Source organism: Paraburkholderia sp. RL18-085-BIA-A, assembly GCF_046027075.1.
Classification (GTDB): Bacteria; Pseudomonadota; Gammaproteobacteria; order Burkholderiales; family Burkholderiaceae; genus Paraburkholderia.
In genome coordinates this window covers 45,840-68,993 of the sequence record NZ_JARESU010000004.1, presented here as the reverse complement: position 1 = coordinate 68,993, position 23,154 = coordinate 45,840, and the positions used below count along the sequence as shown (strand labels likewise).

Here is a 23,154-nt window from a genome sequence, read left to right as displayed (position 1 = left end):
CTTGAAAAGATATCAAGGTAAATCAAATGGCAAGAGGCGGGAAACGACCTGGTGCGGGGCGTCCAGCCGGTGTGCCCAACAAGATCACGGCGGATATCAAAGCACTCGCGCAAGTCCACGCAGAGTCGGCTATTCGAGAACTCGCAACCATTCTGACCACGTCTGAAAACGACCAGGCGCGCATCGCTGCAGCCAAGGAATTGCTTGATCGCGGCTTTGGCAAATCGACGCAGCACGCCGAGATAACAGGCAAAGACGGCGGCCCGATCAAGACGCAGCAAGCACCGGTCGACCTTTCGGATTTGACCGATGAAGAACTCCAAGTCCTCGAACGTCTCGCTGCCCAGTCTGGAGCAGATCAAGGCTGAGAAGCTTCGCCGGCTGCGGTTGAAGCTCGAGGCCGATCATCTTGAGTTCACGAAGCACTTCTTCAGGATCCGCCAGGGCATCGACTTCCGGGTCAACTGGCACCACGTCTACATTGCCTACGTCCTTGAGAAGGTCATCCAGGGTGAGATAAAGAACGTTGTTTTCAACGTTTCTCCCGGTTCTTCGAAAACTGAAGAAGTGGTGATCAACCTGATCGCCCGCGGCTTGGCACTAAATGCGCGCGCCCGCTTCCTGCACATCTCGTATTCGGATGATCTCGCTGTCCTGAACTCCGAAACAGCGCGCGAAGTCGTGCGATCGCAGGAGTATCAGGAACTATGGCCGCGCAAGATTGCCGGCGATGCAGACTCGAAGAAGCGTTGGAACGTCGAGGATAACGGCAAGAAGGCCGGCGGCGTCTACGCTACTTCGCTAGGCGGTCAGATCACCGGCTTTCGTGCTGGTCACATGGCTGAAGGATGGCAAGGCGCCATCCTGATCGATGACCCGCTGAAGGTCGAAGACGCGTACAGCAAGACCAATCGGGACAAGGCAAACCGCAAGATCATCTCGACGGTCAAGAGCCGACGAGCCAATCCGGACACGCCAATTGTCCTTATCATGCAGCGCCTGGCTGAGGAAGACCCAACGGGATTCATCAAGGCCGGCAAGGTTCCAGGCGAATGGACGTTCATCGAGATTCCAGCGCTCATTGACGACGAGTACGTCAGAAATCTTCCTGAGCAGATCCAGCCGCTGGTCGATAGTTCGGAGCGTGACGCGCATGGCCGATTCAGTTACTGGCCGTACAAAGAACCTCTTCAAGACCTGCTGGCGTCCGAGCAGGCTGACCGCTACGTATTTAGCGGCCAATACATGCAGCGCCCTACTCCTCTGGGTGGCGGCATTATCCAGTCGGGCAAGTTTGTCCGCTATGGCGCATTGCCTCAACTGCAATTCCGCAAGATCTACGCCGATACGGCTCAGAAAACCGCAGAGCGCAATGACTACAGCGTTTTCGAATGCTGGGGTTATGGCAAGGACAAGCGGATCTATCTGATCGACATGATCCGCGGCAAGTGGGAGGCGCCTGAGTTGAAACGCCGTGCGATCGATTTCTGGAACAAACACGTTGCTATCGGTGTAGGCGATCCGGATGCGCCCATGTTGCGTCAGATGCTGGTCGAAGACAAGGCGAGCGGAACTGGCCTGATTCAAGAAATCAAGGCTGACGGCGGCATTCCTGTAAAGGGCATCGAGCGCACGAAAGACAAGCTAACGCGCGTCATGGACGTGGTAAGCCAGATCGATGCAGGCAACGTCTGCGTGCCGGCAAACGCCGAGTTCGTGAGTGACTTCCTGACCGAGTGCGAATCGTTCACTGCTGACGATACGCACGCGCACGATGACCAGATAGACCCGATGGTCGACGCAATTTCCGACATGCTGGGCGGACTTCGCCCTATGGTCGTCACCGCCGACGCCGTTAAACAATTCGCCTCAATGGGCCAAAGACGATGAGCCAATCTCACAAGAGGCTTGGGCCGATCAGCTTCACGAAAGTGGGGCATGTCTGGCTGTTCAAGGCATGGCGTCTCGAAATCGCCGGAATTAATCGCTGTTTCGCTATTGGCTTTTCTCGCACATGACCCGCAAACTCCGCAAACCCGCACAACTGAGGCCAGCCATTGCGCCGGCACAGGTCAAGCCTGCCGGGATGCGCGTGTCCGATAATGCTGTCGTAGCAATGCGTCATAAGCTGCCGACGCGCGTGACAAAGCAGGAACTGTTCGCGCCGTACGAGCCGCCGAAAGGTGTGCTCCCGAATGGCACGACTGGCAAGAAGCTCGCGATGGACGCGGGTTTCGACGTCAACGCCGCGGCCAATAGCTGGGAGTACGGTGGCGACGACATCTTCAGCCAGGGCTATACATGGCCGGGATTCACGATCCTCTCCGCATGGGCTCAGGTTCCTGAGTTTCGCCGCCCTGCCGAGGTCTACGCGCGGGAAATGACCCGCAAGTGGATCAAGATCAAGGCGAAAGGCGACGCCGACAAGACAGAGAAGATCAAAGTCATCGAGGCCGAGTTCGAACGGCTGAATGTGCAAGCGGTCTTCCGCGAGGCGATTCAGCAGGACGGCCTGTATGGTCGCTCGCAGATCTTCATCGAGATGGGCTTGGAATCGTCCCAGATCGATCCGGACGAACTGAAGACCGAACTGATCGAGTCGCCGGCCAAGGTTGGGATTGGCTCGCTCAAACGGCTCACGGTTATCGAGCCGATCTGGTCGTATCCGAACCGGTATAACGCGAACGACCCGCTTGATCCGACCTTCTACAAGCCGATGTCGTGGTATGTCATGGGCAAGGAGGTCCACTCCTCGCGCCTGCTGACCATCGTCACGCGCAAAGTGCCGGACATCTTCAAGCCAGCGTATGCATTCGCTGGCCTGTCGCTGTCACAGATGGTCAAGCCATATGTCGATAACTGGCTTCGCACGCGTCAGAGCGTTTCAGACATCATCCACGCCTTCACGGTCTGGGTGTTGAAGACGGACATGTCGCAGGTGCTAAATGCCGGCGGCGCAGAGAACTTCTACAACCGCCTGCAGATCTTTAATCTCGGTCGTGACAATCACGGCGTGATGGGGGTCGACAAGGAGCACGAAGACTTTTCCAACGTCTCCGCTCCGATTGCTGGATTGGACAAGCTTCAGGCGCAGAGCCAGGAGCAGATGTGCGCTCCGACTGGCCTGCCGCTGGTCTACCTCACTGGTATCACGCCCGCCGGCCTGAATGCTTCATCACAGGACGAGATCGAGATATTCCAGGACACCGCCGCGGCGAATCAGGAAATCTACTCGCCGCACGTGTCCAAGGTGCTCAATCTGGTGCAGTTAAGCAAGTTCGGCGAGATTGATCCAGATATCGGGTTTGAGTGGAACCAGCTTAAGGTCGTCACCGACGAGCAGCGCGCGACGATCCGCAAGACCGAAGCCGAGACCGACCAGATCCACATCACAAACGGCGTGCTGTTCCCCGAAGAGGTGCGCACGCGCATCGCCGACGAGGAAGACTCGCCGTATCACGGCATCGATCTGAGTCGCGAGCTACCTGAGCCTGTCACGCAGAACGGCGATCCTGGGCCGAATGAACTCGGTCTGGACCCGCTCGAGCAGCAGCCGCAAGCCGTTAAGACGGGTGAAGCCGAACCAGCCGAGGCGGCGTAATGAGCCGCTATCGCATCGTGTTTCGCGTGGAGGACGGAGCGGGAGAAACGGTCATGCGAGAGCGCGCGGTCCCCTTCGAGGCGGATGCCACATCGTTTTATGAGCATTTTGGCGACTCGCTTCTGGTCATTGCAAAACTCGTCAAGCAGGCGCTGATTCCACGCGTTGAAAAAGATGCCGCAACTCCGCGCGCCTAGCCGAAAGCCTGTAGTGCTGGCTCCAGTGCATCCAAACGCGGGCCTGACGGCCGCCTACCAGAAGAAGATTGACGCGCTGGTAGATGCGATGCAGAAGTCGCTCGTCTATTGGCTGACCGCGGCATATCGCGCCACACCTCCAGAGCTCGCGCAGGATGCCAGCCCTGCCGCAACGTTGCGCGCGGCGATGGGGAAATTGAGCCGCTACTGGCAAAAGCGTTTTGACGATGCCGCGCCCGACCTCGCAAAGTGGTTCTCCGAGAATGCCATGCGTAGATCAGATGGTGCCCTGCGGGACATCCTCAAGCGCGCCGGATTCACGGTCGAATTCAAGCTATCGCGCGAGGCCAATGACGTACTCCAAGCCACAATTGGTGAGCAAGTCAAGTTGATCTCGAACATCGGCAGTGATCATCTGGCCGACATCGAAGGCTTGGTGATGCGCAGCGTGGCGTCGGGCCGCGACCTGTCGTATCTGTCCGAAAAATTGCAGGAACGACACGGGATCACGAGGCGCCGAGCGGCGCTGATCGCGCGCACCGAGAACAACAAGTGCACCGCGAACATTACCCGGGTGCGTCAACAGTCGCTAGGCATCACAACCGCTAAATGGCTTCACAGCCACGGCGGCAAAGAGCCACGCAAGTCGCATCAAGACGCAGACGGAAAAGTGTTTGACGTGTCGAAAGGCATGCTGATCGACGGCGAATATATTTGGCCGGGGCAGTTGATCAATTGCCGGTGCGTGAGCCGCAGTGTGATACCTGGGCTCGAAGACTGACTACGGCGGCTTGAGGTTGTGCCAATCCCGCAACGGATCGACCGGCAACACGTGATCCCGCTCCGGCATCACCGGATACAGCCGCTCGTGCCACTTGATCATGATCTGCACGCTCTGCACCGAGTACCCGAACATCCGCGCAATCGTGAACAGATACACGCCCTCATTCCTAAGGGAGCGCATCGTATAGGCGCGGCAAAGCGCCTCGTGGCGTCCGGGGATCTGTTCCATATCCATAGTTTACAACTATCTGTCAAGCCGTCACCGTGCGGCTCTTCTCATTTCTGATCTATGCCCAAGACCGCTACAGACGAAGCCATCAAGGGCGCCGGGATCATGCTCATCACCCCACAGGACGAAGTGCTGTTCCTGCTGCGTTCGCCCACATCGAACCACCCAAACGAGTGGGATCTGCCCGGCGGGAAAGCGGACGATGACGAAACGCCCGAAGAGACCGCAAAGCGCGAATGTGCGGAAGAGATCGGTGCCTGTCCATACGGCGAACTGTCGAAGATCGCCGATACATCGAGCAAGGATGACGGCGGCTCAGACGTCGACTTCATTACCTTCCGGCAGTTCATCCGCCACAAGTTCAAGCCGAAGCTTGACCCGGGCGAGCACACCAAATTCGTATGGGCGTCTCTCAACAGCCCACCCGAACCGCTGCACCCTGGCGTGCGCGAAGTGGTGAATATGGCGCCTGGCAAAAAGACCGCCAACGATATGGCGATGGACAAGGCGATGGTATCTGCCCTCGCCTCGCGTGACCGACTCGCGTTTGATCGCGGCAGTGTTCGAACCTACGACCACGATGGACGGCTGCATATCTCGCTGACGCACATCAGCAAGGCCAATATCTGCCCATATCGCGGCGACGAGATCCCCGAGTATCAATCGCTTGGCCTCGATCCGAGGCGCATCTACATGCTTCTGCGTGACCCGCAGGAGCTTGAGAAAGCGGTCGCCACCGCGAACCTGATTCCGGTGCTCAACGAGCATGTACCGGTCAGCCCGATCGATCCAAAGCAGAAAAACGTTGTTGGATACACCGGGACCAATGCTGCATTCAATGCACCGTACGTCGATAACTCGATGGTGGTGTCAGTGCAGGACTCGATTCGCAAGATCGAGAACGGGACGCAGCAGGAACTAAGCTCAGCATACTACTACCGCGCCGACATGACGCCCGGAACGTACGAGGGCGCGCAATACGACGGTGTGATGCGGGATATCAAGTTCAACCACGTCGCACTAGTAGAAAAAGGCCGCGCCGGGCCGGACGTTATGGTCGGCGACAACTCACTTAATCTCCATGGAGCAAAAACAGTGAAGCTCAGCAAGAAAGCTGTAATGGTGAAGGGAGCCCTTATGGCTTTCCTGCAGCCCAGGATGGCGGCAGACGCTGCAGCCGCGTTCAATCTGGACACGATCCTCTCGGGCGTGAAGCGCAAGAACTGGCTTGAAAAGAAGCCGGGGATTGTTGCGGCAATCAAGCCGCATCTCGCGCAAGACGCCGACCTTCAGGATGTCGTGGCACTCCTCGACAAGCTCGACAGCGCAACGCCGGACAACGACGACGTTGCGATGGACGATCCCGATCCGAAGTGCGCACAGATCCTCGACATGCTGCGCGGCAAGATCAGCGATGAAGACCTCGCACAGGTCCAGGCTGCATTGAGCGCCCCAGCTGCAGCACCGGCTGCGCCTGCCGCTACGGATGAGCCCGTGCAAACCACTGGCGCCGCGACTGCCGACCCCAAGAGCGATGTGAACAAGGCGGCCGTCCCCGGCGCCAACGATGACAAGGATGACAAAGTGGACGTAGCGGCTATGGACAAGGCCATCAAATTGGCCGTTGATGCGGCTCGCAAAGAGACCGCGAAAGAGGTTGAGACCTCGACGATTGCCCGTCTGCGTGGCATTTCGGAAGCCGAAGAGGCTGTCAAGCCGTACGTCGGCAAGCTGGCTGCAATGGACAGTGCCGACGCCGTCTACAAGGCTGCGCTCGAACTGCTGAAGGTCGACGTCAAGGGTGTTCATCCGAGCGCCTATCGCCACATCCTCGCAGCGCAGCCGAAGCCGGGCGACAACAAGCCGGGCCTCGCATCGGACAGCGCGATCACGCCTCCGTCCGACATGAGCGAGGTGTTCCCGGACGCCAATCGCCTTGGCAGCCGCTAATCCAATTCAGATCAGGAGCAAGACATGGGATTTCCCCGTCAAGTTAATGTGCAGAGCGCGCCGGCCGTAGTCGGTGACTTCTGCGATTCCAACCCGCGCTCGACCGTCGACAGCGGCGAAGGCGCATTCGTTGCAGGCCCGAATGGGCTGGCAGTCGGTCTGTTCGCATGGGCAGATCCGACCAACAAGATGCTGAACAACTACGGCCCGGGCGCACCGACCGGCTTCATCCATCGCGACCAGCAAGCGCTGATTACTGCGTTCCTGGGTGATGACTCGATGGTGATCCCGGCTGGCTACCAGGCGACCGCATTCAACGCGGGCGGCTTCTGGGTCTACAACTCGGGCTCGACTACGACCGCGATCGGCCAGACCGCCTACGCGAACAACTCCACTGGCGCTGTGACATTCGGCACCGCGGGCTCGCCCCCGACCTCGGCCAGCGTGACCGGCTCGATCGCAGCCAACACGACTTCGGCTGGCTCGATCGCGCTGAACAGCGTAACGGGTTCGCTGAGCGTTGTTGCTGGCGTGCCGACCCTGACCGTGACCGCAGTCACTACCGGTGCATTGGCTCCCGGCCAGACGCTCTCCGGTACCGGCGTTGATCCGGCCACCACCATCGTTTCGCAGACCTCGGGCACGACCGGCGGCGCTGGCGTGTACGTGGTCTCAGTCGCTCAGACAGTTGCCAGCGGGACAATCACGTCTTCGGGCGCAACACTGACTGTAGGCGGCACGATCACCGGCACGTTCCTCGTCGGCCAGACGCTGACTGGAACCGGCGTTACCGCAGGCACAACGATCACCAACGCAATTTCGGGTACGGGTGGCGCAGGCACGTATGCAGTCAGCATCGCGCAGACCACGACCAGCACGGCTATCACTGCATCGGGCGGCACGTTGACGGTTTCGGCCGTTGGCTCGGGCGCCTTGGTGCTGAACGACACGATCACCGGTTCGGGCGTGACCGCTGGCACCTACATCAGCGCATTCATCACTGGCACGGGCGGCGCCGGCACCTACGCCGTGAGCGCGGGCCAGACCGTCGCATCGGAAACGATCACGGTCGCTGCCGGTACGGCCACGAAGTGGGTCGCTGCATCGATCAATGCGCCGGGCGAACTCGTGAAGATGACGACGTGGATGAATGGCTAAATCGCCAAACTGACAACTGCATACGGCCGCCTTTGGGCGGCTTTTTTATTGCTCAAAGGATATCAAAATGGCCAAGATGGCTTATGACATGTCGCCGCAAGACCAACGTGCAGCGATCGAGTTTCACCGCAAGAACTGGTTGATCGACTTCGGCGAAGCGCGAGCATTTACCCGCCCCGAGTGGAAGGAAAATATCAACCTCGCGATGGATGCGCAGCCGCAACTCGTGACGGTCGCATCGTCGGGCATTCCGGCGTACCTGACGTACTTCATGGACCCGGACGTTCTGCGCGTCCTCACTGCGAAGAACCAGGCTGCCGAGATTTTCGGCGAGAAGCAGAAAGGGGACTGGACGTCATCGGCCCTGCTCTTCCCGGTTGTGGAGCGCACGTATGACGTCGCTTCGTATGGCGACTACAACAACAGCGGTCGCGCAGGCATCAATATGAACTTCCCGGAGCGCCAACCGTATCTGTACCAGACCATCTGCGAATACGGCGATCTGGAAATCGAGCGCGCTGGCCTCGCCAAGATCGGTTTCGTCTCCGAGCAGCGCGAAGCTGCAATCGACGGCCTGAACAAGTTCCAGAACTTGACGTACTTCAAGGGCGTCGCGGGACTTGCCAACTATGGTGCGCTGAATGACCCGGCGCTCTACCCGGCGATCGCCCCGATTCCGAAGGCCAACGGCGGTATCTCGTGGCTCAACGGCACGGCGCCGAATGCATCGGCAAACGAAGTGCTCGAAGACATCCAGCAACTCGTGACGCAGGCCATCAACCAGTCAAGCGGCCAGATCGATGTGCGCAGCGAGTTCGTGCTGGGCATGTCGCCGAAGAGCGAAATGGCGATGACCTTCACGAACACCTTCAATGTGAACGTGTCGGATTTGATCCGCAAGAACTTCCCCGGCCTTCGTGTGCAGACGGCGATTCAGTACGGCGCGCTTACGGCACAGAACCCGCAAGGTTCGGCGCTGGGCGAAATCGTGCAATTGTGGGCGCCCCGTGCGGCCGGTCAGGATGCGGGTTACACCTCGTTCAATATGAAGCTGAAGTCCGGCCGGATCATCCCTGACATGAGCTCGTTCAAGCAGAAGCTCAGCCAGGGCACGAACGGCTTTATTCTCCGCGAGCCCTTCGCGATGGCGCAGCTGATCGGCGTGTAAGTGCAGCACAACGCGCGATAGGGTCGCACCTGACAAGATGGGTTGACCGCCATCTTCGCGCGTTTCCCCGGTCTCTTTTGTCATCAACCCGAATACAAGGCGGTCACATGGCTGGCGATACTCTCACCATCAAGAAGCACAACGAAACCGGCGCGAATGCAACGGTCACCGTCGCATCAAAATTTCCGATGGACTTCACCTTGCGTATCTATGACTTCGTGAAGCGCTACGAGCCCGTCATGGGTGGCGGCACGCGCGAGGTAAAGATCGCGGAACGGCGCCGCGGCTCGAAAGAGTTCATTGTCCAGGGCAATAGCTGGGCACAAAATCGCGGGCCGCATCAGACGCTGAACTTCGGCTACGCAATTACATCGGGCATTCCCAAGGCATTCTGGGATGAGTGGCTCGAACAGAACAAGGATGCGGACTACGTCGTGAACGGCATGCTCTTCGCCCACGCCGAGACCGCAAGCACGATGTCCGAAGCCCGCGAGAAGGAAAAGGAAAAGTCGGGGCTTGAGCGCCTCGATCCGAATAAGTTGCCCAAGGGCATCGAAACGGCCGACGAAATGCGCCGCGCTAGCTGAATATGAGCACGCCCTGCACTGGCGGTATCGTTGCCTTTTCCTATGCCGACTGGATCGCCGCATATCCAGAACTGGCCTATTCAGTTACGCGGCCGCAAGCGCAGGGCTACTTCAATCAGGCGCAACTCTACTGCGACAATACGCCCCAAAGTCTGATCACCGATGCAAGTCCGGGCGGCATTCGAGAAACGCTGCTCAATATGGTGACGGCACATATCGCGGCATTGAATGCGCCACTCAATGGTCAACCCTCGTCGCCGCTCGTTGGCCGCATCAGCAGCGGCACGCAAGGCAGCGTGTCTGTGCAGACCCAGTTCGATGTGCCGGCCGGCTCTGCGCAATGGTTCGCGCAGACGAAATACGGCGCGGCCTATTGGCAGGCGACGGTGCAATACCGCTCCATGCGCTACGTGCCTGGACCGCAGCCGTTCCGGGCTGGCCGCACTCCCTGGAGGTTGTGATGGGCATGAAGGGCGGCGAGAAGTTGAAGGCCAAGCTCGAGGAAATCGCTCGCATGGCGGGAAAGGCCGATAAGGTCAATGTCGGCTTTCTTGAGAACTCGACATATCCGGATGGCACTTCGGTTCCGATGGTAGCCGCCATTCAGGAGTACGGCGCCCCCAATGCCAGCATCCCGGCACGCCCATTCTTCCGCGGCATGATCGCCGCTCGCAAGGGCGAGTGGGGCCCGCAACTCGGCAAGATCATCAAGGCGGCTGATTACGACTCAGATGTGGCGCTTGGCCGGATGGGCGAGAACATCAAAGGGCAGTTGCAGGAATCGATCATCGCGACCAGCGATCCAGCGCTCAGCCCCATCACTGTCATGCTCCGCGGCATGCGCTCGCATGACCAGGCTTTGGTGGTGACCGGAAAAACGGTTGGCGAGGCAGCACAGCGCGTTGCAAACGACGAAGACAACTACGGCGCATCGACAAAGCCCCTCATCGATTCCGGCCACCTTCTAAACAGCGTCGATTATGAAGTGAAGAAGGACGGTCAATCGTGAACCTAAATGCAATCGTCGGCCCGGTCTGCGCATCGATCAATGACTGGGTGATCGCCTATATGCAGCAGTCCCAAGGCTACACGACTGACGGGGACGGCTCGCGCGTGCCGGCGTATGGCCCGATGACGCCGATGCAGGTTCAACTACAGGCACTCCAGTACAACGACTTGATGCAGGTGAACGGCCTGAATATCACCGGCATACGTCACGCCATGTACATCAATGGCGCTTGGGAGCCGGTGGTCCGGTCGCAGCGGGAGGGCGGCGATCTGGTGACACTCCCGGACGGGTCGGTGTGGCTGATCGTCTTCCTGTTCGAGAACTGGAACCGAACCGGAGGATGGTCCAAAGTCTGTATAACGCTGCAAAACGGTTCATGAGCGCCACCCTATCCCTCACCGAAAGTCAGACGCTCACGGCCCTGCGCTCGTTTCTGCTGTCGGTGCTACCGGCTGGAACGGAGGTGGTCAAGGGCCAGGATAACCGGGTGAGTGAGCCGGTCGGCCCCAACTTCGTGACGATGACGCCGCTGCTGAAGAGTCGTCTGTCAACCAACGTCAACACCGCGCAAGACTGTGCATTCAACGGGGCCATCTCTGGCAACACGCTCACCGTGTCCTCGATGATCCTGGGCGCGATCGCACTCAACGCGACTCTATTCGGCCCGAACGTGCTGGTCGGCACCACGATAACCGGTAACGTAACCGGTAACGGCGGCGTAGGCACCTATACCGTGAGCCCGGCGCAGACGGTCGCGCAGCAGGTCATGGCCTGCGGCACGCAAACTATGCTGCAAGCAACGAAGGTCACGGTCCAAATCGATGTGCACGGTCCGAATAGTTCGGACAACGCCCAGATCATCACGACGGCGTTCCGCGACAGCTATGCAACCGACTTCTTCCAGTCGACCGGCTATGACGTCAGTCCGCTTTACGCCGATGACGCGCGGCAAATGCCGTTCCTGAATGGCGAGCAGCAGATTGAGGAGCGGTGGTCGATCGACGCAGTCCTGCAGACCAACCCAGTCCTGACCCTGCCCCAGCAATACGCCTCAGAACTCAACGTCAACATCATCGACGTCGACGCGACCTACCCCGCTTAACCCGCCTCACCCCTTTCTTTCGAGCCCGCCACTGAGCGGGCTTTTTTCATTGGAGCTTTCGAATGCAGAGCATTCCAGCATCAGCCATTGTCGGTGCGTTTCCTAGCGTTCTCAGCGCTGGCGGTAGCGCGCTGGAATTGATCGGCCTGGCTTTGTCCACCAACACACGCACGCCGATCGGCAGCGTTCTTTCGTTCCCCTCGTCGGCCGCCGTGTCGAGCTACTACGGCCCCGCATCGGAAGAAGCCGAGCAAGCAGCGATTTACTTCGCCGGCTTCACGGGTTCGAACGTCCTGCCGGCTGCGATGCTGTTCGCGCAGTACCCGCAATCGGCTGTGGCGGCATACCTCCGCGGCGGCAGTCTCGCTGGTATGACACTGACGCAGTTGCAGGCGTTGACCGGCACGCTGACGATCGTATCGGATGGCGTATCGGAAACGTCGAGCACGATCACGCTCACGAGCGCAACCAGCTTCTCTTCGGCTGCTGCACTGATCCAGGCCGCGTTCACTTCGCCGACGTTCGCGGTGACGTATGACAGCGTATCGAGCGCGTTCGTCTTCACCACGACGCTGACCGGTGCAACGGCGACGATGGCATTTGCGACCGGCACGCTGGCTGCCTCGCTTGCATTGACGCAGGCGACTGGCGCGGTGCTGTCGCAGGGCGCCGCAGCAGTTACCTCCCCCGCGGCGTTCATGGCCGGCATCGTTGCGCAGACGACCAACTGGTGCACGTTCTTCACCCTGTTCGATCCGGACAACGGCTCGGGCAACGCGATCAAGTATGAGTTCGCCCAATGGGTCGGCACGACGAATGATCAGTTCGCGTACGCCTGCGAAGACACCGACATCACGCCGACCGCGTCGACGGACGCTGTCTCTTCGCTCGGCCAGATGATCAAGGCGGCAGGGATATCAGGGGTGATCCTCGATTGGGTTCCTTCGATCCCTTACGGCCAAGCAGCATTCACCGCTGGCTCCATCGCATCAATTGACTTCACCGAGACCAACGGCGAAGCGACGCTGGCGTTCAAGTCGCAATCGGGCCTGGTGGCTACGGTGACGAATCAGACCGTAGCGGCGAATCTGATTGCGAATGGTTACAACTTCTATGGGGCCTATGCGACGGCGAATCAGGGATTCGTTTTCAAGTACCCCGGCTCAATCAGCGGCCCGTTCAAATGGGCGGATGCCTATATCGGCCAGATCAGCATGAACTCGCAATTTCAGCTCGCGCTGATGGAATTGCTGACCAACGTCAAATCTGTCCCGTACAACCCGGCAGGCTACGCCTTGATCCAGGCGGCCATGCAGCCGGTCATCACGCAATACCGGACCTTCGGGCTGATCTCGCAGAACGTCGCGCTGTCGGCGGCACAGATCGCGGAAGTCAACAATGCGGCCGGCGTCAATATCGGCAGCGTTCTCCAGTCGCAAGGGTATTACCTCCAGGTACTCCCGGCGACGGCACAGGTTCGTGCGAATCGCGGTACGCCGCCCATCACGTTCTGGTACGTGCAGGGTGGCAGCGTGCAGTCCCTGAACATCAGCAGCGTTGAGGTCCAATAATGGCAGATATCACTAGCGCGAACAGCACCCTCCTGATCGGCATCAGCGGTCTTTTCACGGTACCCCAGCAACTTCAAGGCTTCTCGGCTGACGACGCCTACGAAATGGCCGCAGTCGATAACAAGGAAATCAGCCTCGGCGTTGATGGCGTCTTGTCCGCGGGCTGGATTCCCGCCGTCAAAGTGTTGTCTGTCACGCTTCAGGCCGATAGCGCTTCGAACACATTTTTCGAAACGTGGTTCGCGTCCGAGGAAGCCGCAAGGACTCCCTATTTCGGATTCGGCGTTATCACCCAACCGTCGATCAACCGAATCTATACGCTCACGAACGGCGTACTCAAGAACTACACGCCGCTCGCGCAGGCGGCCAAGACCCTGCGGCCCCGGAAGTTCGAGATCCACTTCCAGACCGTCCTCGGAGCGCCGACCTGATGCGCAAAGAAAAGACCATTGTCATTTCGGCTGCAGGGCGTGATCAGGGAAAGATGTATCACGTCGAGGAGCTCGCGGCGTCGGAAGCTGAAGCATGGGCCACCCGCGCCCTCTTCATCATGATGAACTGCGGTGTAGAGGTTCCCGACGATCTTCTGTCAGCCGGCCTCGCCGGGCTCGCGGCGATCGGCATCAAGTCGCTGACTCGCGTCCCCTACGAAATGGCGAAGCCCCTGTTCGACGAGATGATGCACTGCGTGGCCATCGTCCCCGATCCGAAACAGCCGATGATTAGGCGCGGCTCCCGTGCCGGTTGTGTCGGCCCGATGATCGAGGATGACATAGAGGAAGTTTCGACGCGACTCCAACTTCGCAAGGCGGTGATGGAACTGCATCTTGATTTTTTTCTAGGCGCCGCCCGATCAAAACAAGAAGCGGCGGCGGAAGCGTCGAAGGCCTGATCGATTATCCGAACGTCTCGCGGGCGATTGGGCTTGTGGTTTCGAGGAAGTTTGCGACGCTGCATGAAATGCAGACCGTCTATGGCTCGGAAGACCTATACGACTTCCTGGAAATCATCGTCGTTGATAGCGCAAATGAGCGCACCCTGAGCGAACGCAAGGAATAGGAATGGCTGGCACCATCGTCGATGCTCTGTTTGTCACATTGGGTCTCGACCCTTCTGGCTTCCTGACAGGGAAGAAGAAAGCCGAAGATGCCACGAACAAACTGTCCGCGGCAGAGGCAAAGGCGCAGAAGGAACTAGAGGCTCGCAACAAGCAGGCCGTCGACTCGTTCAAGAAAGTCCGCACCGAAGTCCTCGCACTGTTGGCGATCTTCACCGCCGGCATGGGCATCAAGGATTTCACCGAGCATACGATAGGCTCTGCGGTGCAGTTGGGCTACATGTCCAAGAACCTGCAAATGAGCACGCAGGATCTGTCTGCGTGGCAACGTGCGGCGGAGCGTTCGGGCGATAGCGCTCAAGGTATCACGACCGCGCTGCAAGACTCGCAGCAGCAGATCGCGAAATTCAAGCTGGGGCAAGTCTCCGACCAGATGCAAGCCTTCTTCCGCTTTGGCGGGAAGGTCGGCGATCTGAAGGATGCTAATTCGTACCTGCTGGCGCAGGCCGATATCATCCACCGGATTTATCAGGTCGATCCCGGCCGCGCCCGTGCCGTCGCCGACATGTTCGGCCGCGGCCAAGACTTCGACTTCATCAAGCAGGGCGCGGCGGGCATGTTGGCTCTGCGCGATGCGCAGTTGAAGAACTCGGCGGTCACCGAGAAGCAGGCTACTCAAGCACTGAAGCTCAAGAATGCATGGCTAGATCTTCGTGATCGTCTGACGTATGTTGGCACGACGGTTCTGCTCGAGCTGATCCCGGTTTTCGAGACGTGGCTCGGCAAGCTGCAAAAGATGGCGGACTGGGTCGCCGATCACAAGGCGGACATCAGCCGTTGGGTCGACGACGCCGTGACGTCGATGCAGAAGTTCGTCGAGTGGGCGAATAAGGCGGCCGATTCGGTCGGCGGCTGGAAGAACGTTCTGATCGCGCTGGCTGCGATCAAAGTACTCTCGATTGTTTCGCCCCTGTTGCAACTGGCCGCAGCGCTGACCGGCGTAAGTGGCGGCCTAGCAGCAATTGCCCTATCTGGCCCCGGTGCACTTTTAGCGCTAGGCGGTCTCGGCGCGGCTGCGGAACTGGCCAGACAGTCGGCACTCGATAAGGCGATTCCCAAAGGTCCGAATCACGATCAGCAGGTTGCTGATGCAATGGCTTCTGGTGACGGTGCGGTGGTTGTCACACCAGATGCAGTGCAGCCACCTCCGGGCGGCTTCGGGAAGCTCGGGCAATGGCTGAAGAACTCATTCGGCAATTCAGAGGCCGGCCGGCAGAAGCAGGCTATGGACTACTTGGTTAGTCAGGGATGGACTCCCGCCCAGTCGTCCGGCATTGTGGGGAGCCTTACTCAGGAGAGCCGCGTCGACCCGACCTCCCGGAATAAGACGTCCGGGGCATACGGGATTGGCCAGTGGCTTGGTAGCCGTGTGCAGGACTTTCAGAAATGGTCAGGCCATGCCCTACAAACCTCGACCTTTCAGGAACAACTCGCATTCATGCAGTACGAGTTGACAAAAGGCAAGGAGCAGGCAGCCGGCCGGCGGCTGAGAGCAGCGCAAACTGCAGAAGAGGCGGCGGCGATCCACTCTCAGTATTACGAGAGGCCGGGCGCAGCGGAAGCGAACGTCGACAAGCGCCAGGCCTACGCGCGCGTTCTGTACGCGTCTGTGGGTCAGGCCAATGCCGATCAGGCGGCGAGGCAAGCCAATGCAACGCAAATCGCCGGGCAAGTGAGCGCGGTTCGTGGACCTGCATCGACGTCTAACGTGTCGCACACGAACACGACGACGGCCGAAACGAACATCAACGGTCCGATTACGATCCAGACGCGCGCGACTGACGCTCAAGGTATCGCTCGCGAGTTCGGTAAAGCTGTTTCGAAATATAGTTTCACGGTGCCGCAGGCTAACACGGGTCTTGCATAATGGCGAACGGAATCCCCTCTCTGCTCGGCAAGATCGCTAATGTCACGAATACGGCATCGCTCCTGATCGCTGATGCGGGCAACATTCTCGGCTTCTTCGCCGGACCGCAGTGGGGCGTCTTTAATCAGGACGGGTCGCCCGCACTTCAGCCTGATTCGATGGTTAGCCTCGATGTGCATAAGGAATGGCGCATCCCGAATTATCCAGTCGAGCAAGGCGCATTCGAAACCTACAACAAAGTTTTCCTTCCGCAGATCATCAAGATTCGCATGACCAAGGGGGGCACGGTCGCTGATCGGGCGGCGTTCCTGTCGCAACTTGACCAGATGGCCGCGTCGCTTAACCTGTATTCGGTCATAACGCCAGAAGGTAGCGCAAACAAGAGCGTCAACGTTTCGAACTACTCTTATGCGCGCACATCCACGAACGGCGTCGGGCTTCTCACGGTCGAGATAGATTTCCATGAGGTCATGGTGAACGCGACGGCTGCATTCTCCAATACTGCTCAGCCAGATGGTCAAGATCCTACCAACACCGGGACTGTGCAGGCGCAGACGCCGACCGGGTCAATGGCGTCGCTTTTTGGGCCGAATGCGGTTGCCAGCTTCCAGTGAGTCTATTGGATGGGCTTCCAGTCATTGTGCGGATTCATGCACGCGCTCGTGATTTGCTGAGAGAGCGCATATCCGCTAGCCTGAGAGAAACGGTCGTCGAAGTAGACGAGATTGACGGCTTTCTTGATGAAAGCATCGTTGATGTGGTCGAAATTGGCTTGGTGGATAGCTCGGAAAGCATATTCGGGCGGATTGCTTTGGTCCCGTATAGCGGCCGCCATTCGGAATACGCTTCCCTCGAAGATGCACTGTCGAGTCCCTTCTACCCTCTCGGACTTAGCGCCTAGCGTCGACTCGCTCGATTTCGGAACGTAAAACGGCGTCGAAACAAAGTAATTTTGCGCTTGGACTGTGATAGGCATCACAAATGCGATAGCAAGCAAGCATCGAAACATTGTTACCCTCCGCGGTTGTAAAAAATGCAGATCATCCCCATCAATGACACGCCAAGCCAGACGCTTTCGATCTTGCTGGGCGGACAGGTGTGCCAGTTCAATCTGTATCAAAAGATGGGGAATCTCTATTGCGACGTGTCGGTGAATAACGCCGCGGTCATCACGGGCGTAATCTGTCAAAACCTGAATCGGATTGTACGTGACCTGTACCTCGGGTTCATTGGGGATGTGCTCTTTTATGATTCCCAGGGCACAGACGATCCGTCGAGCCCAGGCCTCGGGACGAGATACGTCTTCTGCTATCTCACACCTTCGGATTTGCAAGGCGCAGGCTAAATGGCTTTCAGGCAGAAAGAGATTCAGCTAACACTCCGACTCGGTACTGGGCAGTTCGGCGATACTGGGTACAACACAGTCACGCTGAATGGGCTGCGCATCAAAGCGGAGATTCAGGATTACGGCGGCAGCGCGATGCCGCAGATTCAGTTGCTCGTCTATGGATTGCCGCCGAGCATGATGAATCAGTTGACCACCATCGGAAAGATATTTACGTCAATCCGGGCTCAAAACCAGGTGATAGTCGCGGTCGGCGACAGCGGCTCCGCCCTGACGACAGTCTACTCAGGGAACATCAATGAGGCCTGGGCGGACTATAACCAGATCCCTGACGCCGCGCTAAATATTATCGGTCTCGCCGGGGCGGCTGCGGCTCTCAAGCCTGTCGGTGCGTCCAGCTATCCCGGCCAGGCTGATGTCGGTACGATCATGCAGTCGATGGCATCTATGGCCGACCTGTCGTTTATCAATCACGGCGTTTCCGTCCAACTGTCGAATCCATATTTTTCCGGAACGGCACTTGCGCAGATCCGGGAGTGCGCCCAAGCCGCAGGCATCAATTTCACGATCGATAACGGGTCATTGGAAATTTGGCCGAAGAGTGGATCACGGAGCCTGCCGAGCATTCCCGTCATCTCGACGCAAACAGGCATGGTGGGATACCCGACGTTTTCAAGCAACGGCTTGATGCTAACGACGTTGTTCAACCCATCAATCAAGGTCGGCGCTCAAATCCAGGTTCAAAGCTCAATCAGAGTCCCTGACGGTGCATACGTGGTGCAGCAGGTGTCGCATTCGCTGGAAAGTATCACGCCTGACGGCCAATGGTTCACGTACATTCTCGCGACCCCTCCCGACGAAACAACTCCCAATGCTTGAAGACGGATACCTCGGCTCAGCCGGACCAACATCCAACGGTTCCGACTACAACACGAACACCTTCCTCGTCTGGTCGATCCTCGCACGTGTACGGACGATGCAGCCCTGCAAGGTGCTGGCCGTGACAAACGATGGAGGCGTCGCCCCAGTGGGCTTTGTGACGCTGCAGCCGCTCGTGAATCAGGTCGACGGTTACAAGAATGTCACGCCGCACGGGCCGCTTTACAACGTGCCATATTTCAGGCTTCAAGGCGGTGCCAACGCAATCATCATCGATCCGCAAGTCGGAGATATCGGCTTTGCCGGGTTCGCTGATCGCGACATCTCGAGCGTCAAGGCGAACAAGGCGCAGGCCAATCCCGGCAGCGAGCGTATGTTCTCGATGGCTGACGCCGTCTACTTCGGTGGCATGCTCAACGGCACGCCGGTTCAATACGTCCAGTTCAACGCCGACGGCATCACGATTAACACCCCGAGCAATGTGACGATCAACGCTGGCGGCAATATCACGGCGACCGCGCAAGGAAATGCGTCTGTGTCGGCGCAAGGAACTGCCACGATCAGCGGCACGGCAGGCGTCAATATCAACAGCCCCGCATCGGTATCAATCAGCGGCTCAGCTGGCGTGAGCATCACAACCAACGGCAACGCCACAGCAAACATCAACGGCAGCATGACGGCAACCGCAACCGGGCCCGTTTCGATTTCTGCGCCATCCATCGCCCTCAACTGAGTATCTATATGCCAGCAGTCGCACGCCTTGGAGACACGAGCTCCCACGGAGGCACGGTTATCAGCGCTTCGGGAAACCTTGCCGCGGACGGAAAAGGCGTCGCTCGCGCCGGTGATCAGCATAGTTGCCCCATTGCTGGCCACGGGGTCACGCCGCTCTCGTCATCGTCCACCCGTACGAACGGAGGCAAGTCGATCGTGCGCGTGGGTGATACGGCCGGCTGCGGCGCGGTGATCAATTCAGGCAGCCCCACGGTGAGCGCGTCATGAACTCCTCTTTGTATCTCGACCCGACCAGTTGGGATTTGGCTTTGGACTCGAGTGGGAATATTGCGTTAGCGGGCGAGCCTTATCGCCTGGCGCAAGATGCGGCATGCGCGATCCGGACCTTCGCCGGCGAGGTGTTCTACGACACGACGCAAGGCGTTCCCTACTGGAGCCAGATCCTCGGCAAATTTCCGTCTCTGTCCGCAGTCAAGTCGCAACTCGTCGCTGCAGCTGAGTCGGTCCCCGGCGTCGCGAGCGCGCAGGTTTTCGTTACGTCGGTTGTAGACAGAAAGTTATCAGGCCAAGTCCAGGTGACCGACGTCAACGGAGTGACGACAGCCGCCACGTTCTAGCCACCACCGGCCCCAGCTAACCAACCCGCCTCGAGCGGGTTTTTTTACGCCCATCGAATGACGACCACAAATGTGCCGAGCGCCACGCTGGGCCCGACCGGGTTCCTGGCGCCTGCCGAATCCGCGATCCTGGCGGGCGTTCAAGAAGATCAAAACGCAGCGTGGGGCGGGAACCTCAATCCATCGCTGACAACGCCGCAAGGCCAGCTCGCGCAGAGCCTGACGGCCATCATTGGCAACAAAGATTCTCAGTTTTTGGCGCTCGCGAACGGCGTAGATCCTGCATACGCCTCCGGCCGGATGCAAGACGCGATCGGCCGAATCTACTTCATGACGCGCATCCCGGCATCGTCGACCACGGTTCAATGCACGTGTGTTGGTCTGGCTGGCGTCGTGATTCCTGTCGGCGCGTTGGCGTCGGATACCGCCGGCAATGTGTATTCGTGCACGCAAGCGGGGACCATACCGGTTGGCGGCAGTATCGTTCTGCCATTCGCAAACAACGTGCAAGGTCCGATTACCTGCTCTGCGGGGACATTGAACACCATCTACCAGGCGATACCTGGCTGGGATTCGATCACCAACGCGACGGATGGCGAAGTCGGCAACGATGTCGAGACGCGGGCTGCGTTCGAGCTGCGTCGGCAGCAGTCGGTCGCGGCCAACTCGCTTAACAGCGTCCAGTCCATACAGGGGGCCGTTCTAGCCGTTCCGGGCGTGCTGGGCGCCTACACTCAGGACAACCCAAACCCCTATCCGATCGCCGTCAATGCTTCCGCGGTCGTTACCGGGTCGATCAGCGGCACGTCATTGACTGTCACTTCGATCACTTCCGGTACGCCAGCAATCGGGCAGATCGTCAGCGGTCCCGGTGTAACTCCCGGCACCACGATTACAGCAGGGACGTCCAGCCCCTACACGGTTAGCACGTCGCAGACGGTCGCGTCGACATCGCTGCAACTCGGCGGCGTCCAGATTCTTGCCAACTCGATGTACTGCAGTGTGGCGGGCGGATCAGCATCGGCAGTCGCGCAGGCGATCCTGTCGAAGAAGCCGCCCGGCTGCAACATGACCGGCAACACCTCTCAAATGGCGTATGACAGCAGCTTTCCCTATGTAGCTCCCGGCATCCCGTACACGATCAAATACGACGTCCCGGCCAACACCGAAATCTATTTCAACGTTGCGATCATCGATTCGACGGCCATTCCGGCCAACGCAAAGGCATTGATAGCTGCGGCCATTCAGAACGCGCTGACTGGCGCTGACGGTGGAAGTCGGTCACAGCAGGGATCAAAAATCCTCGCCAGCCGATTCTATCCGGGCATCTATGCGCTTGGTTCGTGGGCCATGATCCTTTCGCTGACCATCGGATCGTCTGCGTCACCAGCCTTCGCGATTACCGGGTCAATCTCCGGGTTGACGCTAACCGTCACGGCAACCGCGGGCACGTTGTCTGCCGGGCAGGTGCTTTCTGCAACCGGTCTTGTGGCAGGCACCCAGATCGCCAACCAGCTGACTGGAACTGCTGGTGGCACTGGCACCTACACGATCACCAATTCGCAGACGTTCGTGAGCGGCCCGATCAATGTCATCGCCATGACCGCCACGTCGCTGCAAATGCTGACCAATCAGTTCCCGGTCACCTCGGCTGCAAACATCAACATCTCGCTCTAACCATGCTCAAACGACTCTCGTTGTTCATCGCGGCAGCCCTTCTGTCGTGTGCGGCATTTGGCCAATCGGCGCCGGGTTTCACCTTCGGACAAGTGCCCACGCCAGGCCAGTGGAACAGCTATTTTTCGGGCAAGATGGATTTTTCTATGCCCCAGGCGGCGGGCAATGTCCTCACCTCGAACGGTTCTGGCTGGTTTAGCGCTCCGCCAGCCAATAACGGCACGGTCACAAGCGTGTCCGTGAATCCAGCCAATGGCTTCTCAGGGATGGTAGCGAATCCGACGACGACGCCCTCCATTACCCTGGGCACGAGTGTAACTGGCATCCTTTTTGGAAGCGGCTTAGGGATATCGGCTGCCGTTCCAGCCAACTTCCCCACGCTCAACCAGAACACGACCGGCAATGCCGCGACCGCAACGCTGGCGACGACGGCAACAAATGCAACAACGGCAACAACAGCGCTTGCGGTTACTGGAGAGACGTTTCCTGCAAGCGGTCAAATTGTCGGCACCACTGACACCCAAACTCTCAGCAACAAGACGTTCGTCGCACCCGCACTTGGGACGCCGGTTTCGGGCGTTGCAACCAACCTGACGGGCACGGCTTCTGGATTGACTGCGGGCAACGTCAGCGGCGTAGTTGCGATCAACAACGGAGGGACCGGACAGTCATCGGCCAGCGCTGCATTCAACGCGCTTTCGCCTATGACTACGACTGGCGACATTGCATACGAAAGCGCGGCCGGGACAGCCAGCCGACTGCCGATCGGATCGACCTCACAGGTGCTCACCGTGGTCAGCGGGAAGCCGGCATGGGCCACATCGGGAACTGGTCTGACGATGGTCAATGGCTACATCAATGGCTTTACGCTTTCAAACGACGGGACGACTCCAAATAGCGTAATTGATGTCGCTGCGGGTCAGGCAGCAGACAGCGCTAATGCCGTGATGATGACCGGAACGGCATTCACGAAGTCCACGGCCGGAGCATGGGCGGCCGGTTCAGGCGGAAGCGGCATGGGCACCGGTCTAACCGTTGCGGCGTCAACCTGGTATCACGTCTTTGCCATCATCAAGGGCGGCGCATTCGACGTCTATTTTGACACAAGCCCCACCGCGGCGAATGCACCGGCCGGCACGACTGCATTCCGATACATCGGCAGTTTCAAGACTAACGCTAGCTCGCAGATTCTCGGATTCACGCAATATGGGCAGACATTTCTATGGACGGTATCTGCCAACGATCTTTCTTCTGGTAACGCAGTTTCGGAAACCGCAATCACCATATCAACTCCACCGGGTTTTGTGACCACGGCGATATTTGAAGCGGCCCTTAACCCTTCGGCGGTGGGTGATCTGTTTAGATTGTTCCCCGGAACATCTACCCAGCACATTGCCTTGATAGGCGGGCTTGTTACGGGCACTTCTAATAGAGCTTACGTCCAGGTTCCGACAAATTCGTCGGCACAAGTATCTTATTTGGTTACCTCATCGAGCGACAGCGCGACTTTAGCGACGGTCGGTTACATCAATCCCCACGTCGCTCCTGTCTGGTAAAAGGAT

Annotated in this window: 26 protein-coding genes; 25 read left to right on the top strand and 1 reads right to left on the bottom strand. The window is 58.8% G+C overall.

All coding sequences use genetic code 11. The annotated features are described in order from the left end of the window. Positions 1–71 precede the first annotated feature (71 nt). The 5 genes from P0D89_RS03930 to P0D89_RS03910 all read left to right on the top strand — a co-directional run bounded on the left by P0D89_RS03930 (position 72) and on the right by P0D89_RS03910 (position 4,579). Positions 72–368, top strand: a complete 297-nt coding sequence (locus P0D89_RS03930; RefSeq protein WP_408376135.1) for a hypothetical protein — start codon at positions 72–74, stop codon at positions 366–368. Then, positions 310–1,890 carry a phage terminase large subunit gene (terL, locus tag P0D89_RS03925; RefSeq protein WP_408376134.1) on the top strand — a complete coding sequence of 527 codons (1,581 nt, stop codon included), beginning with the start codon at positions 310–312 and terminating at the stop codon, positions 1,888–1,890. The genes P0D89_RS03930 and terL overlap by 59 nt, the downstream gene beginning before the upstream one ends. 124 nt (positions 1,891–2,014) lie before the next feature. Beyond that, a complete protein-coding gene (locus tag P0D89_RS03920) occupies positions 2,015–3,601 on the top strand; it encodes a DUF1073 domain-containing protein (protein WP_408376133.1) in 1,587 nt (528 codons plus the stop codon). Then, positions 3,601–3,798 (top strand): hypothetical protein, encoded by a 198-nt coding sequence (locus tag P0D89_RS03915; RefSeq protein WP_408376132.1) that lies wholly within the window; start codon positions 3,601–3,603, stop codon positions 3,796–3,798. Before P0D89_RS03920 ends, P0D89_RS03915 begins: the two co-directional genes overlap by 1 nt. Before the next feature lie 13 nt (positions 3,799–3,811). Then, a complete protein-coding gene (locus P0D89_RS03910) occupies positions 3,812–4,579 on the top strand; it encodes a phage head morphogenesis protein (RefSeq protein ID WP_408376131.1) in 768 nt (255 codons plus the stop codon). Here P0D89_RS03910 and P0D89_RS03905 read toward each other — a convergent pair whose 3' ends face one another. Then, on the bottom strand, positions 4,580–4,810 hold the full coding sequence (locus P0D89_RS03905) for a hypothetical protein (RefSeq protein WP_408376130.1): 231 nt from the start codon (positions 4,808–4,810) through the stop codon (positions 4,580–4,582). Between the two features lie 105 nt (positions 4,811–4,915). On the opposite strand from P0D89_RS03905, the gene P0D89_RS03900 reads away from it, so the two are divergent. From P0D89_RS03900 to P0D89_RS03805, 20 genes are all read left to right on the top strand, one after another. After that, a complete protein-coding gene (locus P0D89_RS03900; protein WP_408376129.1) occupies positions 4,916–6,760 on the top strand; it encodes a DUF2213 domain-containing protein in 1,845 nt (614 codons plus the stop codon). A 24-nt stretch (positions 6,761–6,784) separates the two neighbouring features. After that, positions 6,785–7,918, top strand: coding sequence for a gp53 minor capsid family protein (locus tag P0D89_RS03895; RefSeq protein ID WP_408376128.1), 1,134 nt, complete (start codon positions 6,785–6,787; stop codon positions 7,916–7,918). Positions 7,919–7,985: 67 nt separating this feature from the next. Continuing rightward, positions 7,986–9,086 carry a major capsid family protein gene (locus P0D89_RS03890; protein ID WP_408376127.1) on the top strand — a complete coding sequence of 367 codons (1,101 nt, stop codon included), beginning with the start codon at positions 7,986–7,988 and terminating at the stop codon, positions 9,084–9,086. A gap of 107 nt (positions 9,087–9,193) precedes the next feature. Continuing rightward, positions 9,194–9,673, top strand: coding sequence for a hypothetical protein (locus tag P0D89_RS03885; RefSeq protein WP_408376126.1), 480 nt, complete (start codon positions 9,194–9,196; stop codon positions 9,671–9,673). Positions 9,674–9,675: 2 nt separating this feature from the next. Beyond that, positions 9,676–10,134, top strand: coding sequence for a DUF4054 domain-containing protein (locus P0D89_RS03880; protein WP_408376125.1), 459 nt, complete (start codon positions 9,676–9,678; stop codon positions 10,132–10,134). Continuing rightward, positions 10,134–10,682 carry a hypothetical protein gene (locus P0D89_RS03875; RefSeq protein ID WP_408376124.1) on the top strand — a complete coding sequence of 183 codons (549 nt, stop codon included), beginning with the start codon at positions 10,134–10,136 and terminating at the stop codon, positions 10,680–10,682. Before P0D89_RS03880 ends, P0D89_RS03875 begins: the two co-directional genes overlap by 1 nt. Beyond that, positions 10,679–11,062, top strand: a complete 384-nt coding sequence (locus P0D89_RS03870; protein WP_408376123.1) for a hypothetical protein — start codon at positions 10,679–10,681, stop codon at positions 11,060–11,062. The genes P0D89_RS03875 and P0D89_RS03870 overlap by 4 nt, the downstream gene beginning before the upstream one ends. After that, positions 11,059–11,784, top strand: a complete 726-nt coding sequence (locus P0D89_RS03865) for a phage neck terminator protein (protein ID WP_408376122.1) — start codon at positions 11,059–11,061, stop codon at positions 11,782–11,784. The genes P0D89_RS03870 and P0D89_RS03865 overlap by 4 nt, the downstream gene beginning before the upstream one ends. A gap of 62 nt (positions 11,785–11,846) precedes the next feature. Further along, positions 11,847–13,355, top strand: coding sequence for a DUF3383 domain-containing protein (locus P0D89_RS03860; protein WP_408376121.1), 1,509 nt, complete (start codon positions 11,847–11,849; stop codon positions 13,353–13,355). Continuing rightward, positions 13,355–13,786: a phage tail fiber protein gene (locus P0D89_RS03855; RefSeq protein WP_408376120.1), complete on the top strand. Its 432-nt coding sequence runs from the start codon at positions 13,355–13,357 to the stop codon at positions 13,784–13,786. Before P0D89_RS03860 ends, P0D89_RS03855 begins: the two co-directional genes overlap by 1 nt. Beyond that, positions 13,786–14,247, top strand: a complete 462-nt coding sequence (locus tag P0D89_RS03850) for a hypothetical protein (protein ID WP_408376119.1) — start codon at positions 13,786–13,788, stop codon at positions 14,245–14,247. The genes P0D89_RS03855 and P0D89_RS03850 overlap by 1 nt, the downstream gene beginning before the upstream one ends. A gap of 169 nt (positions 14,248–14,416) precedes the next feature. Then, entirely contained in the window at positions 14,417–16,339 is a 1,923-nt protein-coding gene (locus tag P0D89_RS03845; protein ID WP_408376118.1) for a phage tail tip lysozyme, read from the top strand. After that, on the top strand, positions 16,339–16,953 hold the full coding sequence (locus P0D89_RS03840; protein WP_408376117.1) for a hypothetical protein: 615 nt from the start codon (positions 16,339–16,341) through the stop codon (positions 16,951–16,953). Before P0D89_RS03845 ends, P0D89_RS03840 begins: the two co-directional genes overlap by 1 nt. 419 nt (positions 16,954–17,372) lie before the next feature. Further along, positions 17,373–17,684 carry a phage baseplate plug family protein gene (locus P0D89_RS03835; protein WP_408376116.1) on the top strand — a complete coding sequence of 104 codons (312 nt, stop codon included), beginning with the start codon at positions 17,373–17,375 and terminating at the stop codon, positions 17,682–17,684. Continuing rightward, on the top strand, positions 17,685–18,563 hold the full coding sequence (locus P0D89_RS03830; RefSeq protein WP_408376115.1) for a baseplate hub protein: 879 nt from the start codon (positions 17,685–17,687) through the stop codon (positions 18,561–18,563). Next, complete coding sequence (locus P0D89_RS03825) at positions 18,556–19,296, top strand: oxidoreductase (RefSeq protein ID WP_408376114.1); 741 nt, start codon at positions 18,556–18,558, stop codon at positions 19,294–19,296. The genes P0D89_RS03830 and P0D89_RS03825 overlap by 8 nt, the downstream gene beginning before the upstream one ends. Positions 19,297–19,304: 8 nt before the next feature. Further along, a complete protein-coding gene (locus tag P0D89_RS03820) occupies positions 19,305–19,565 on the top strand; it encodes a PAAR domain-containing protein (RefSeq protein ID WP_408376113.1) in 261 nt (86 codons plus the stop codon). Next, a complete protein-coding gene (locus P0D89_RS03815; protein ID WP_408376112.1) occupies positions 19,562–19,915 on the top strand; it encodes a contractile injection system sheath initiator in 354 nt (117 codons plus the stop codon). The genes P0D89_RS03820 and P0D89_RS03815 overlap by 4 nt, the downstream gene beginning before the upstream one ends. A gap of 72 nt (positions 19,916–19,987) precedes the next feature. Beyond that, a complete protein-coding gene (locus P0D89_RS03810; RefSeq protein ID WP_408376111.1) occupies positions 19,988–21,592 on the top strand; it encodes a baseplate J/gp47 family protein in 1,605 nt (534 codons plus the stop codon). Between the two features lie 2 nt (positions 21,593–21,594). Then, complete coding sequence (locus P0D89_RS03805) at positions 21,595–23,148, top strand: hypothetical protein (RefSeq protein ID WP_408376110.1); 1,554 nt, start codon at positions 21,595–21,597, stop codon at positions 23,146–23,148. The last annotated feature ends 6 nt before the right edge of the window (positions 23,149–23,154 follow it).